This is a genomic window from Micromonospora sp. MGP-C2 (assembly GCF_057766525.1).
On record NZ_JBYMEN010000002.1, the window covers coordinates 1,484,880 to 1,499,270 of the forward strand.

The 14,391-nt window shown below is 72.6% G+C and carries 8 protein-coding genes; 1 reads left to right on the top strand and 7 read right to left on the bottom strand.

Annotation, left to right across the window (positions count from 1 at the left end):
- Window positions 1-143 precede the first annotated feature (143 nt).
- Window positions 144-1,241: a winged helix DNA-binding domain-containing protein gene (locus AC3CF1_RS06495; RefSeq protein ID WP_488449818.1), complete on the bottom strand. Its 1,098-nt coding sequence runs from the start codon at window positions 1,239-1,241 to the stop codon at window positions 144-146.
- 319 nt (window positions 1,242-1,560) lie between these two features.
- Here AC3CF1_RS06495 and AC3CF1_RS06500 point away from each other — a divergent pair, with 319 nt between their 5' ends.
- The gene (locus tag AC3CF1_RS06500) at window positions 1,561-7,023 is read left to right on the top strand and encodes an ATP-binding protein (RefSeq protein ID WP_488449819.1); all 5,463 of its coding nucleotides are present in this window, start codon (window positions 1,561-1,563) and stop codon (window positions 7,021-7,023) included.
- Between the two features lie 29 nt (window positions 7,024-7,052).
- Here AC3CF1_RS06500 and AC3CF1_RS06505 read toward each other — a convergent pair whose 3' ends face one another.
- The 6 genes from AC3CF1_RS06505 to dgoD form a co-directional block, all read right to left on the bottom strand.
- Window positions 7,053-7,631, bottom strand: a complete 579-nt coding sequence (locus tag AC3CF1_RS06505) for a sigma-70 family RNA polymerase sigma factor (RefSeq protein WP_488449820.1) — start codon at window positions 7,629-7,631, stop codon at window positions 7,053-7,055.
- A gap of 194 nt (window positions 7,632-7,825) precedes the next feature.
- Entirely contained in the window at window positions 7,826-9,676 is a 1,851-nt protein-coding gene (locus AC3CF1_RS06510) for an ABC transporter ATP-binding protein (protein WP_488449821.1), read from the bottom strand.
- Entirely contained in the window at window positions 9,673-11,379 is a 1,707-nt protein-coding gene (locus tag AC3CF1_RS06515) for an ABC transporter transmembrane domain-containing protein (RefSeq protein WP_488449822.1), read from the bottom strand. Before AC3CF1_RS06515 ends, AC3CF1_RS06510 begins: the two co-directional genes overlap by 4 nt.
- A 32-nt stretch (window positions 11,380-11,411) precedes the next feature.
- Window positions 11,412-11,984: a gluconokinase gene (locus AC3CF1_RS06520; protein ID WP_488449823.1), complete on the bottom strand. Its 573-nt coding sequence runs from the start codon at window positions 11,982-11,984 to the stop codon at window positions 11,412-11,414.
- The gene (gene manD, locus AC3CF1_RS06525; protein WP_088948824.1) at window positions 11,974-13,203 is read right to left on the bottom strand and encodes a D-mannonate dehydratase ManD; all 1,230 of its coding nucleotides are present in this window, start codon (window positions 13,201-13,203) and stop codon (window positions 11,974-11,976) included. Before manD ends, AC3CF1_RS06520 begins: the two co-directional genes overlap by 11 nt.
- Before the next feature lie 35 nt (window positions 13,204-13,238).
- On the bottom strand, window positions 13,239-14,387 hold the full coding sequence (gene dgoD / locus AC3CF1_RS06530; protein WP_354980833.1) for a galactonate dehydratase: 1,149 nt from the start codon (window positions 14,385-14,387) through the stop codon (window positions 13,239-13,241).
- Between the last annotated feature and the right edge of the window lie 4 nt (window positions 14,388-14,391).

A 14,391-nucleotide genomic window follows, 5' to 3' on the forward strand; every position in this document is an offset into this window, starting at 1 on the left:
ACGAGGACTGCCCGGCACGGGTGAACTGGCCACCTCGTGCGTCCTGTGGACCGGAGAGGGTGTGGTGCGCGCTGGCTCCCGAGCACGACCGAACCACATCATGGCAGTCGACAATCATCGATACAAGGCAGTTGGGGTTGGCCTCACCGGGGAGACGCGGCGACCCTCGCCCGGTCGCTCTCCTTGTCGGAGAGGAACAGCGCCAGGGCCTGCCCCTGCTCGGCGACGGCGGCGCGGTCGGCCCGGGACAAACTGGTCAACGGGTTGACGGTCACCGTGCCCGCCTCGACGCTCCAGGTCGCGGCGACCCGGCCGTCGACCAGCACCACGCGCTCACCGGCCACGGACAGGCCGCGGTGCGCGTCGTCGATGATCCGGCTGCGGTCGTCGTAGCCGAGGCTCGCGTTGTCGAACGCCGGGAGGAAGCGCACCGGAGCGGGTGTCTCGGGGTCGGGGCGTGGTGCGTCGGCGAGGTCGATCAGCTTTCGGCCGCGCTCGTCGCGGAAGGTGATCAGCTCGTCGCGCATCGCGGTCACCGCGGCCGGCAGCCCGGCGAGGCCGGACCAGGCGCGCACGTCGGCCGTGGCGGCCGGCCCGAACGCGGCCAGATAGCGCCGTACGAGGATCTGGCCGACGGGATCGGCGTCGTCCGGCGTCGGCGGGTGGACCTCCCGACCCAGCCACGCGGAGAGCAGGGCGTGTCGGGCGCCGCCCTTCATCCGCCACACTCCGCGCGGCGGCAGTTGGGTCAGCGGGACGAGGGCCATCGCCATCTCGCCCAAGGCCTGCGGGCTCGGTGTCGGCCAGCGCTCGCCGAGCGCTCGCCCGATCTCTGGCATCGAGCGCGGCTCACCGTCGGCCAGCAGCGCCCGCGCCGCCGCGGCGAGCTCGTCGAGGCCAACCCCGTCCAACTCGCCGCGGTAGACCCCGAGCACCCGCTGGCACAGCATGGCCTGGTGCCGGGATCGCCAGGCCAGCGCGTCGTCGGCGACGAGCAGGTGCACGGTGCGGCGCATGAGATGGGTACGCACCACCTGTCGCTGGGTCAGCAGGGTCGAGAGCACCGCGGGGTCGAAGGTGCGCAGCCGCGACCAGAGCCCGACGAAGGGCTCCTGCGGTTCCTGCGCCTGCAGGCCGCCGAGGTGCGCGACGGCGTCGAGGACCGGCAGGTCGGCGCGATCGAGCAGCAACTGCCGGGCGAGCGTCGCGCGGTTGAGCGCCCGCGGGTCGAGAACGGTCACCTCCTCATTGTCAGGCCCGGGGTGACAGTCACTGACGACGCGGCCGGTCGACGGGGCGGGTCACCGGGAACGAGCCGTACGTCACGCCCGGCGCGAGCCTCCCGGTCGAGGTGACGGTGATCCGGGTGCCCGCCTGGGCTACCGTGGCGGTCGCGGGCTGCGGGGACACCAAAAACTTTTGTTCACTTCCTACAACTGAGAGACGGTTGGTTCGGTGGTTGCGCCATAGCGCTGGCAGCCGCCAGCCGGAAAGGTGATCACTGCTGGGAGCCGTTGTCTCGCGGCACGCAGTTCAAGGTCTAGCTAAGGGGTCAGTCGGGTGTTCAACCGTGTCGCCATCGTCAACCGTGGTGAAGCCGCCATGCGGCTCATCCACGCGGTCCGCGAGTTGGCCGCGGAGACCGGCAACCAGATCGAAACCGTCGCTCTCTACACCGACGTCGACCGCACCGCCACCTTCGTCCGGGAAGCGGACATCGCCTACGATCTCGGTCCCGCGTCTGCCCGCCCTTACCTCAATCTGGCGGTGCTGGAGCGCGCCCTCACCGAGACCGGGGCCGACGCCGCCTGGGTCGGCTGGGGTTTCGTCGCCGAGGATCCGGCGTTCGCGGAGCTGTGCGAGAAGATCGGTGTCACCTTCGTCGGGCCGAGCCCGGACGCCATGCGCCAGCTCGGCGACAAGATCGGCTCCAAGCTGATCGCCGAGGAGGTCGGCGTGCCGGTCGCGCCGTGGAGCCGTGGCGCCGTCGAGACCCTGGACGCCGCCCGCGCGTCCGCGGCCAAGATCGGCTACCCGCTGATGCTGAAGGCGACAGCGGGCGGCGGCGGACGCGGCATCCGCGTGGTCCGCACCGAGGCTGAGCTGGTCGACGCGTACGAGCGGACCAGTCAGGAGGCCGCGCGGGCATTCGGCAGCGGCATCGTGTTCCTGGAACGCCTGGTCACCGGGGCCCGGCACGTCGAGGTCCAGGTGATCGCCGACGGGCAGGGCACCGCGTGGGCGCTCGGGGTGCGCGACTGCTCGGTGCAGCGACGCAACCAGAAGGTCATCGAGGAGTCGGCGTCGCCGGTGCTCGACCCGGCGCAGACCGCCGAGCTCAAGACGTCGGCCGAGCGGCTGGCCATCGCTGTCGGCTACCGCGGCGCGGCGACCGTCGAGTTCCTGTACCACCCCGGCGACCGGCTGTTCGCGTTCCTGGAGGTCAACACCCGCCTCCAGGTCGAGCACCCGATCACCGAGTTGACCACCGGGTTCGACCTGGTCAAGGCGCAGCTGCACGTCGCCTCCGGTGGGCGGCTCGACGGCGAGCCGCCGATGGAGCGCGGGCACGCCATCGAGGCCCGCCTGAACGCCGAGGATCCCGACCGCGACTTCGCGCCGTCGCCGGGGCGGATCGCGCGGCTGGACCTGCCCAGCGGCCCCGGCATCCGGGTGGACACCGGCGTCAGCGAGGGCGACACCATCCCGGCCGACTTCGACTCGATGATCGCGAAGATCATCGCGTACGGCCGCGACCGCGACGAGGCGCTCGGCAAGCTGCGTCGGGCGATGGCGAACACCACGGTGATCATCGAGGGTGGCGCGACGAACAAGAGCTTCGTGCTCGACCTGCTCGACCAGCCCGAGGTGATCGACGCCAGCGCCGACACCGGCTGGATCGACCGCGTCCGCGGTGAGGGCCGACTCGTCACGCACCGCCACTCCGCTGTCGCCCTGGCGGCCGCCGCCATCGAGTCGTACGAGGAGGAGGAGCGCGCCGAGCGGCAGCGGCTGCTGTCGACGGCGTCCGGTGGTCGCCCGCAGGTGCAGCACGCCAGCGGCCGACCGCTGGACCTCAAGCTGCGCGGTGTCGGCTACCGCACCCGCGTGGCACGGGTCGGCCCACACCGGTTCCGGGTCGGCATCGAGGCGGGCACCGTCGTCCGCACCGCCGACGTCGAACTCGACCGGTTCGACCGGCACACCGGCCAGATCGTCGTCAACGGCATCCGGTACCGCCTGCTCACCGGCACGTACGGGCCGACCCACCTGGTCGAGGTGGACGGTGTGACGCACCGGGTCAGCCGCGACGAGGGCGGCGTCCTGCGCTCCCCGATGCCGGCACTCGTCGTCGCCACACCGCTGGAGGTCGGCGCCGAGGTCGAGGCTGGCGCTCCGGTGCTGGTGCTCGAAGCGATGAAGATGGAGACGGTGCTGCGTGCGCCGTTCAGGGCGCGGCTCAAGGAGTGCGCCGTCTCGGTGGGCAGCCAGGTCGAGGCGGGCGCGCCGCTGATGCGCCTGGAGCCGCTCGCGGACGACGCCGAGGAGACCACGGACGACCCGACCGCCGAGACCGTCGAACTGGACCTGCCGACCGCCTCCGAGACCGTTCCGACGGACGAGCGGGGCAGGCGCGGTCAGGAGGACCTGCGGGGTCTGCTGCTCGGCTTCGACGTCGACCCGCACGACGACCGCCGGGTGCTCGATGGCTATCTCACCGCGCGGCGGGAGGCCGCCGAGGCCGGTCACCGGCCACTGGCCGCGGAACTCGACCTCATCGAGGTGTTCGCCGACCTCACCGAACTGAGCCGCAACCGGCCGACGGGTGAGGACGGCGGCGCCGCGCACGTGCACAGCGCGCGGGAGTACTTCCACACCTACCTGCAGAGCCTCGACGTCGAGCGGGCCGGGCTGCCGGACGCCTTCCAGACCAGGCTCGCCAAGGCACTCGGCCGGTACGGCGTCACCGACCTGGAGCGCTCCCCCGCCCTCGAAGCCGCCGTCTTCCGGATCTTCCTCGCCCAGCAGCGCGCGTCCGCCGACGCCACGGTCATCGCGACCCTGCTGCGCGCCTGGCTGCGGGAGACCCCGCCGGACGAGAGTTTGCGCGAGCCCGCCGGCCTGGCGCTGGAGCGGCTGATCGCCGCGACGCAGGTCCGCTTCCCCGTGGTCGCCGACCTCGCCCGCGGCGTGGTGTTCGCCTGGTTCGCCCAGCCGCTGCTGCGCCGCAACCGCGCCCGGGTCTACGCCGAGGTCCGTGGGCACCTGCGGCACCTGGACGCGCACCCGGACGCGGCGGACCGCGCCGAGCGCATCGCCGAGATGGTACGCAGCACCGAGCCACTGGTCCGGCTGCTCGGCCAGCGGCTCGTCCGCGACCACCTCGACAACGCGGTCATGCTGGAGGTGCTGACCCGCCGGTACTACGGCAACAGGGCGCTCACCAGCGTGCGTACCCAGGAGGCCGCGGGCTGCACGTTCGTGGTCGCCGAGCGCGCCGATTCGAGCGTGGTCTCCGCCGCGGTGAGCTTCGACGCGTTGGGCGGCGCGCTGCGCGGGCTGGCCGAGCTGGCCGGCGGCGAGGACTCCGTCGACGCCGACATCTACCTCGGCTGGGAGAACCAGCCGGAGGACTTCGACGCGATGGCGGCGGCGCTGGCCGAGGTCATCGCCGCGCACCCGCTGCCGCCTCAGGTCCGCCGGGTCACCACCACCGTCGCGGGTCGCGGCGGAGCGGTGATGCACCACCACTTCACCTTCCGGCCGTCGGGCACCCAGCTGACCGAGGACCGGCTGATCCGCGGCCTGCACCCGTACATCGCGCAGCGGATGCAGTTGGAGCGTCTGCACAAGTTCGACCTGACCCGGCTGCCGTCGTCGGACGAGGAGGTCTACCTCTTCCAGTGCGTGGCGCGCGAAAACCGGTCGGACGAGCGCCTCGTGGCGTTCGCGCAGGTGCGTGACCTGACCGAGCTTCGCGAGCAGGACGGCCGACTGGTCGCGCTGCCGACGACCGAGGACGCCATCGCCGCCTGCCTCGACTCGATCCGCCGCGCGCAGTCGCTGCGGCCGTCGAAGACGCGCTTCAACACCAACCGGATCGTGGTCTACGTCTGGCCGCCGAGCGAGCTCACCCGCGAGGAGATGGAAATGATCGCCGGGCGCGTGCGCCCGACGACCGCGGGGGCCGGGCTGGAGGAGATCCTGTTCATCGCGCGCCAGCGCGACCGCCGGACCGGCGACCTGACCAAGATCGCCGTACGGATCTCGTTCGACGCCGCGGGCGGCGCGGAGCTGGCCGTCGGCGAGCCGCCGGTCGAGGCGATCGAGCCGCTCGACGAGTACCGGCTCAAGGTGTTGCGCGCGAGCAGCCGCAACACGGTGTACCCGTACGAGCTGACCGGCCGGCTCGGTGACTTCGTCGAGCACGACCTCGACGACGACCACGCGTTGCAGCCGGTGGACCGGCCGCGGGGGCGCAACAGCGCCGCGATCGTCGCCGGGGTGGTCACGACGCCGACCGAGCGCTACCCGCAGGGCGTCACCCGGGTGGTGCTGCTCGGCGACCCGACGAAGTCGCTGGGTGCCCTGTCCGAGCCGGAGTGCCGGCGTGTGATCGCCGCCCTGGACCTGGCGGAGCGGATGCACGTGCCGCTGGAGTGGTGGGCGCTGTCCGCCGGCGCCCGGATCTCGATGACGTCGGGCACGGAGAACATGGACTGGGTGGCCGCGGCGCTCAAGCGGATCGTCGAGTTCACCCAGACCGGTGGTGAGATCAACATCGTGGTCGCGGGCATCAACGTCGGCGCGCAGCCGTACTGGAACGCCGAGGCGACGATGCTCATGCACACCAAGGGCATCCTGGTGATGACCCCGGACTCGGCGATGGTGCTCACCGGCAAGCAGTCGCTGGACTTCTCCGGTGGTGTGTCGGCCGAGGACAACTTCGGCATCGGTGGCTACGACCGGGTGATGGGCCCGAACGGGCAGGCACAGTACTGGGCGCCGAATCTGACGGCCGCCCGGGACGTGGTGATGGCGCACTACGACCACACGTACGTCGCGCCCGGCGAGGACGCACCCCGGCGGGCGGTCACCACCGACCCGACCGACCGCGACATCTCCGACTTCCCGCACGACGTGGCGGGCAGCGCCTTCGCCACCGTCGGGGAGATCTTCTCCGTCGAGGCCAACCCGGACCGCAAGAAGCCGTTCGACATCCGTACGGTGATGCGGGCCCTCTCCGACCAGGACCACCCGGTGCTGGAGCGCTGGGCGGGCATGGCCGACGCGGACACCGCTGTCGTGCAGGACATCCACCTCGGTGGCATCCCGGTCTGCCTGCTCGGCATCGAGTCCCGATCGGTGCCGCGGCACGGCTTCCCGCCCACCGACGGTCCGGACACCTACACGGCGGGCACGCTGTTCCCCCGCTCGTCGAAGAAGGCAGCGCGGGCCATCAACGCGGCCAGCGGCAACCGGCCCCTCGTCGTGCTGGCGAACCTGTCGGGCTTCGACGGCTCACCGGAGTCGATGCGCAAGCTGCAACTGGAGTACGGGGCCGAGATCGGCCGGGCGATCGTGAACTTCCGGGGGCCCATCGTCTTCTGCGTGATCTCGCGCTACCACGGCGGTGCGTTCGTGGTGTTCTCGAAGGCGCTGAACCCGAACATGACAGTGCTCGCGCTGGAGGGCTCGTTCGCCTCGGTGCTCGGTGGCGCGCCCGCCGCCGCTGTGGTGTTCGCCGCCGACGTCAACGCCCGTACGGCGGCCGACCCTCGCGTGCGGGACCTGGAAGCCCGCGTCGGTGCCGCGGCCGGCACCGAACGCGCCGCGCTGACCGCGGAACTCGACGAGCTGCGCTCGTCGGTGCGCGCGGAGAAGCTGGGCGAGGTGGCGACCGAGTTCGACCGGGTGCACAACATCCAGCGCGCCGTGCACGTCGGCTCGGTGGACGCCGTCATCCGCGCCGCCGAGCTGCGTCCGCGCATCATAGAGGCCATCGAGGCCCGCCTGGGGTGAGCGGACGGGATCGGGCGGGGGTCCCAGCCTCAGCTGGTTCGCCGCGTACGGCCCTGGTCGCCCTCGGCCTGCCAGGCGGCGACGAGGTCCTCCCGTGCCCGGGCGACCCGGGAGCGGATCGTGCCGATGGGGCACTGGCAGACGTCCGCGGCCTCGGCGTAGGAGAGGCCGAGCACGTGGGTGGCGACGAACGCTTCGCGACGCTCCCGGGTCAGGCCGGCGATCAACTGGTGCAGGGTCACGCCCTCGTCGGCCCCGGCGGCGATCGCGCCGGCTGACTCGGCCGCTGTCTGCCAGTCCGGCACCGACGCGATCCTCGGCCGGGCCACCGCCGTCCGGACATGGTCGACGGCGACGCGCCGGGCGATCGTGAACACCCACGTCCGGGCCGACGAGCGGCCGGCGAAGCCGGGCAGGTTGCGGAACGCCCGCAGGAACGTCTCCTGGGTCAGGTCGTCAGCCTCACCCGGCCCGGCGAGGTGCGACAGGAACCGCCAGACCTGGTCCTGGAGGGCCCGGATGAACGCGGTGGCGGCCTGCCGGTCACCCCGGCCAGCCTCCTTCGCCCAGCGGGTCACCTGGTCGTCGTCAGCGACGCCGTCTCGCACGGACCACCGTCCTGTGTGCCACGGGCGCTCCTTCATGGCGAGGTGCCGTCGTCGGGACGTCGCCGGTCAGCCGCGCATCCTGGTTGTCGCTGGCCGGTCCGGAAAAGTTCCCGGGCTCCCCCAGTCGGTCGACTTCCCGGTTGCGTACCAGCGGGCCGGGGCCACGGCGGGACGGCGCGCGCCTCGTCGGCCGCTCAGCCCAGGACGGGTTGCTCCTCGACCTGCCCGGTGCTCCCGCGCCCCTGCGGCGGCACGGGGTCGGGCATACGCCAGGACCGCCACAGCTGGCTGTAGCCACCCCCGGCCGCCAGCAGCTCGGCGTGCGTGCCGTGCTCGGCGACACGCCCATGCTCCATCACGACGATGCGGTCGGCGGTGGCCGCCTGGCTCAGTCGGTGGGCGACGACCAGGGTGGTACGTCCCTCGGTGGCCGCCACGGCGGCGCGGTCGAGGTCACGCGCACCCGCGCTGCCCGCCTCCGCGGTGGCCTCGTCGAGGACCGCGACGGCGGGATCGGCGAGGACGAGGCGGGCCAGTGCGAGCTGCTGAGCCTGGGCTGCGGTGAGGTGCCGTCCACCCTCCCCCACCTCGGTGGCGAGGCCGTCCGGCAGGGTACGGAACCAGTGGGTGGCACCGACGAGGTCGAGGGCGGCGGTCAGCTCGTCGTCGGTGGCGTCCGGGTCGGCCAGCCGCAGGTCGTCGGCGAGCGGCCCGGCGAAGACGTGCACCTCCTGGCTGACGAGGGCGATCTCGCGGCGCAGCCGGTGCTCGCCGAGCTCGGCCAGCGGCACGCCGCGCAGGGTCACCGACCCGTGGGTGGGCGCGATGATGCCGGCGATGATCCCGGCAAGCGTGCTCTTGCCCGCGCCGCTGGCACCCACGAGGGCGACGCGCTCGCCCGGTGCGAGTCGGAGGTCGACGTCGCGCAACACGACCGGCCCGTCGTCGTAGCGGTGCTGCGCGACGGTCACCTCCAGTGCCGCCGGTTCGGCCCGCGCCGGCCGGGCGGGCTCCGGGCCGGCCGGGGTCGCGGTGTCCGGCAGCGCGGTGACCCCGACGAGCCGGGCGAGGCTGGCACCGGCCTGCAGCACGGAGTCCGACTCGAACAGCAGCAGGCCGATGGGGTTGAAGAGGCGGTGGAAGTAGAGCGCGGCGGTGGTGGCGGCTCCCACCGTGGCGAGGTCGTCGCGCACCAGCAGGAAGCCGGCGAGCAGCACAGCGGCCAGCCCCACGAACTCCGATCTGTTGATGCGCAGCCCGAACCGCGTGAACAGCCCGAAGATCTCCAGCGACAGGTCGCGGGCTACGCCGGAGCGCGCCGCGATCCGGGCGACGTGGGCGTCCTCCATCCGGTAGGCGCGCACTGTCGCCGCGCCGCGGAGCGCCTCGGCCGTCGCCTGCGCGCGTTCGCCAGTGGCCACCCGCTCGCGGGCGTAGTACGGGATCGACCGTTTGAGGTACCAGCGCAGCGCCAGCGCGTACGCCGGCGCGGCGACCAGCCCGGCGATGCCGAGCCGCCAGTCGAGGGCGAAGAGCCCCGCCGCGGTCAACACGACGGACAGCAGCGCGCCGAGGAAGGCCGGGCCGCTGGTGGCGATCACGTTCGTCACCACGGCCACGTCGTCGCCGGCGCGGGCCACCAGGTCCCCGGTGCCGGCTCGCTCCAGGGTGGCCGACGGCAGGTGCAGGGCGCGGTCGAGGACCCGCTCCCGGAGCCGGGCCAGCACCGTCTCGCCGAGGCGTGCGGCGACCGCGGCGCCGACCGCGGTGAGGATGCCCGCGAGCACCGCGGCACCCGCGATCACGCCCGCCCAGGTCACGATCTGCGACGTGTCGGAGCCGGCGATGACGTCGTCCACGAGGCGACCGAGCACCCAGGGGGCGACGAGCCCGGTCGCGGACGCGGCCACCAGCAACGTGCCGGCGACGGCGCTGAGCCCCGGCAGGCGGGCCAGCTCGGTGCGGAGGGTGGCCCAGGTCTGCCCGGCGGTGGCCGTCGGCAGCAGTTGCCGGGGCTCGGCCCCGGTCATGATCGGCTCGGTCATCGCAGGATCTCTTCCCGGTAGCGGGCGTCGCTGGCGAGCAACTGCTCGTGCGGCCCCTCGGCGATGACCCGGCCCCGGTCGAGCACGACGACCCGGTGTGTGACCCGCAGCAACGCCGGGCTGGTGGTGATCAGCACCGTGCCGTGGGTGTCCGCTCCGCGAGCCGCGGCCAGCCCTTCGGCGAGCAGGCCCTCGGTCACCGCGTCGACCGCCGTGGTGGGGTTGTGCAGCACCAGCACCGGGGGGTCGGCGACGAGCGCCCGGGCCAGCCCGATCCGCTGCCGCTGCCCGCCGGACAGGTTCGCCCCCCGCTCGGTGAGCTGGCGGTCGAAGCCGTGCGGGTGCGCGGCGAGCACGTCCTCGGCCGCCGCGGCCCGCACCGCGGCACGCAGGACCGCGTCGTCGACCTGGGCACCGGCGCTGAGGTTGGCGCGCAGGGTGCCCTCGAACAGCGCCACGTCATGCTGCTCCACCAGGACCACGGCGCGCAGGGCGTCGATGTGCAGCTCTTCGGCGGGCACGCCGTCGACGTACAGCGTTCCCCGGTGCTCCGGTTGCGGCACCCGGCCGGCCAGCACCGCGACCAGCGCGTCGGCGTCGCTCGGGTCGTAGGCGAGCACGCCCAGGATCTCGCCGGCGCGGACGTGCAGGCTGACACTGTCGAGGCCGGCGTGACCGACCCCGTCGAGGGTCAGCCGGGACGGGGTCGGTGCGGGCGGCCCGGCGTCGCCCGGCGTCAGGACCGGTGCCGCGCCGAGGACCCGGGCGACCCGCCCCGCGGAGGCACGGGCCATGGCGAACAGCTGTACGCAGTACCCGAGCGTCTGCACCGGCTCGGCGATGAACTGGGCCAGCCCGACGACGGCGACGAGTTCGCCGATGGTGAGCCGGCCCTGGAGCGCGAGCCAGCCCGCGACGCCGGCGACCGTCGCGAGGAACAGTCCGTTGACCATGGTGGTGAGCCCGAGGTGCAGGCCCTTGGTGGTGGCGGCACGCAGGGTGACGTCGAGCGCGTGGCGGCTGGCGCCCGCGTACCGGCGCGCGGCGTGGTCCTGCGCGCCGATACCGCGCAGCACGCGCAGGCCGGTGACGAGGTCGACGGCGAGCGCGGTGGTGGCCGCGAGGGCCTCCTGCTGCGACGAGCTGCGCCGGGTGAGCAGCGGCGCCATCCGTTGCAGGGCGAGGACCAGCAGGGGTACGCCGAGGAGCACACCGAGCCCGAGCGGGACGTCGACGACGAGCAGCGCGACGGCCGCGACCACGATGGCGGTGAACGCGGCGGCGGTGAGCCCGGCGACCCGCACGACCAGCGCGGACAGCTCGGCGTCGGAGGCCGTGACGGACAGCAGCTCTCCGTCGCGCATGCCGGAGTGGTGTCCACGCGGATCGAGAGCGCTACGGGCGATCTCGACCCGCGTCGCGTGTGCCTCGTGCTCCACCGCGGCGTACGCCATCCGGGCACCGGTCCGGTAGGCGAAGGCCAGGACGGTGAACAGGGCGGCCAGCCCGCCGAGTGAGAGCACCAGCGCGCGGACATCACCGGTGGCGACCGCCCGGTCGATGACCACCCCGATGGCGACGGGGACGAGGGCTTCGGCGGCCTGGTGTGTGCACAGCAGCGCGATGCCGAGCAGCACCCGGCCACGCTGTCGGCGCAGCGCGCGACGAAGCACCACGCCACCGCTGATCTCGGCGACTGACATGCGAGGCGGACTCCGTTATCGATTAGGGTTGGCTAACCTAACACGCTCCGTTGCGAGTCCGGACGGCGGTAGGGGTGCAGGCCGAGGCCGTCCACTGCCGCCGCGACCAGCGCCTCCGGGGTGAGCGCGACGTCGAGCACGAGCACCGACTCGTCCGGCTCCGCCGGCTCCAGCGTGGCGAGCTGGGATTCGAGCAGGCTCGCCGGCATGTAGTGCCCCTCGCGCCGGGCCATCCTGGCCCGGATGACCTCGGCCGGCCCGGCGAGATGCACGAAGTCCAACCGGAGCGTGCCCTGGCGCAGCACGTCCCGGTACGACCGCTTGAGCGCCGAGCAGGCCAGCACCGTCGACCGGCCCTCGGCGCCGCGATCGGCGATCCACGCGGCGATGTCCCGCAGCCAGGGCCGGCGGGTGGTGTCGTCCAGCGGTACGCCCGAGCGCATGCGTGCCACGTTCGCCGGGGAGTGGAACTCGTCCGCCTCGGCGAACGCCAGCCCGGTGGCCGCGCTGATCCCCCGCGCCACGGTGGTCTTGCCGGCGCCGGAGACACCCATCACCACGACGTGCCGGGTGGGTGGGGCGTCGCCCCGCCCCTCACCAGTCATGGATCGTGCCGTCCTTGAGCCTGTTGAACGGCAGGTAGGCCGGCTCGTACGGGAAGCGGGCCGCCACCTCCTCGTCGAGCTCCACCCCGAGACCCGGCTGGTCGCCCGGGTGCAGGTAGCCGTCGGTGAAGGTGAACGACTGCCGGAACACCTCGTTGGCCAGCGGGGTGTGCTTCATGTACTCCTGGATGCCGAAGTTGTGGATGGCCAGGTCCAGGTGCAGCGCCGCGGCCATGCCCACCGGGGAGATGTCCGTGGGGCCGTGGATGCCGGACTTGATCTGGTACTGGGCGGCGAAGTCGAGCAGCTTGCGCATGGCGGTGATGCCACCGGTGTGGGTGACCGCGGACCGGACGTAGTCGATCAGCTGCTCGCGGATCAGGGTCTGGTAGTCCCAGACCGTGTTGAAGACCTCGCCGATGGCCAGCGGGGTGGTGGTGTGCTGGCGGACCAGCCGCAGGGCCTCCTGGTTCTCCGCCGGGGTGCAGTCCTCCAGCCAGAACAGGTCGTACGGTTCGAGGGCCTTGCCGAGCTTGGCGGCCTGGATCGGGGTCATCCGGTGGTGACCGTCGTGCAGCAGCGGCAACTCCGGGCCGAACTCACCGCGGACCGCCTCGAAGACCTCGGGCAGGTGGCGCAGGTACGCGCGGGTGTCCCAGTCCTCCTCGACGGGCAGCGGGGTGCGCTGCGCGGGTTCGTAGTCGTAGCGCTGGCCGGTGGCGCTGGGCTGGGCGGCCACGCCGTACACCGCGTTGATCCCCGGCACCGAGGTCTGCACCCGGATCGACCGGAAGCCCTCGTCGAGGTGGCGGCGGATCGAGTCGAACAGCTCGGGAAGGTCCCGCCCCGACGCGTGCCCGTACGCCATGATGCCGGTGCGGGACGCGCCGCCCAGCAGTTGGTACAGCGGCATGCCCGCGGCCTTGGCTTTGATGTCCCACAGCGCCACGTCGACCGCCGCGATGGCCGCCATCGTGACCGGTCCACGACGCCAGTACGCCGAGCGGTACAGGAACTGCCAGGTGTCCTCGATCCGGTGCGGGTCCCGCCCCATCAGCAACGGGGCCACGTGGTCGCGCAGGTACGAGGCAACGGACAGCTCACGGCCGTTGAGCGTGGCGTCGCCCAGACCGGTGATGCCCTCGTCGGTGGTGATCTTCAGGGTGACGAAGTTCCGGTCGGGGCTGGACACGATGATGTCTGCTGCGACGATCTTCACGGGGTGCCTTTCGTTCCTTCAGGACCGGGGTGGTCTCACCATTCGGCGAACGAGCCGTCGGGGTGCCGCCAGGTCGGGCTACGCCAGGCGTGGCCCCGCTTGTCCGCCGTCCGCACCGCGTGCTCGTCGATCTCGATGCCGAGGCCGGGTGCGGTCAACCGCTGTACGTACCCGTCGACGAAGGTCAGCGGGGTCTTGTCGAGGCAGTAGTCGAGCACCTCGGCGCCCTGGTTGTAGTGGATGCCGACGCTCTGCTCCTGGATCAGGAAGTTGGGCGTCGCGAAGCCGACCTGGAGGCAGGCGGCGAGGGCGATGGGCCCGAGCGGGCAGTGCGGGGCGAGCTGCACGTCGTACACCTCGGCCAGCGTGGCGATCTTGCGCACCTCGGTGATGCCGCCGGCGTGCGCGAGGTCCGGCTGGGCCACGGCGATGCCGGCCTGTAGCACGGGGAGGAACTCCTGCCGGCTGTAGAGCCGCTCCCCGGTCGAGACCGGGGTGGTGGTGCAGCGGACGACGTCGCCGATCAGGTGCGAGTTCTCCGGCACCACCGGTTCTTCGAGGAAGAACGGCCGGTACGGCTCCAGGAGTGGGGCGACCCGCCGGACGTTGGCGAGGGTGAATCGCCCGTGGAAGTCGACAGCGACGTCGCGGTCGTCGCCGAGGACCTCGCGGGCGACGGCCACCCGCTGCACGACCGCGTCGAGTTCGGCAACCGAGGCGAGCGCGCCCATCCGCCCCGACGCGTTCATCTTCACCGCGGTCAGGCCCGCCTCGACCTGGGCGCTGATCTGGTCGCGGATCTCGGCGGGCTCGTCGCCACCGACCCAGCCGTAGACCCGGATCCGGTCCCGGACCGGCCCGCCGAGCAGTTGGTGCACAGGGGCGCCGTAGTGCTTTCCGGCGATGTCCCAGAGCGCCTGGTCCAGACCGGACACCGCACTGGCCAGGATCGGGCCGCCCCGATAGAAGGAGCCCTTGGTCATCACCTGCCAGTGGTCCTCGATGCGCAGCGCGTCCCGACCGGTGAGCAGCTCGCTGAGCTGATGGACGGCGGTGCGTACGGTCTCGGACCGGCCCTCGCAGGTCGCCTCGCCCCAGCCGACGATGCCGGACTCCGTCTCGACCCGGACGAACAGCCAGCGCGGCGCGACCAGGAAGGTCTCCACCTTTGCGATCTTCGTCATGGAG

Excerpts from the sequence above, each read along its gene's own strand:
- AC3CF1_RS06510 (WP_488449821.1), bottom strand. The coding sequence starts at position 9,676 with ATGACCGAGCCGATCATGACCGGGGCCGAGCCCCGGCAACTGCTGCCG.
- AC3CF1_RS06515 (WP_488449822.1), bottom strand. The coding sequence starts at position 11,379 with ATGTCAGTCGCCGAGATCAGCGGTGGCGTGGTGCTTCGTCGCGCGCTG.
- AC3CF1_RS06520 (WP_488449823.1), bottom strand. The coding sequence starts at position 11,984 with ATGACTGGTGAGGGGCGGGGCGACGCCCCACCCACCCGGCACGTCGTG.
- dgoD (WP_354980833.1), bottom strand. The coding sequence starts at position 14,387 with ATGACGAAGATCGCAAAGGTGGAGACCTTCCTGGTCGCGCCGCGCTGG.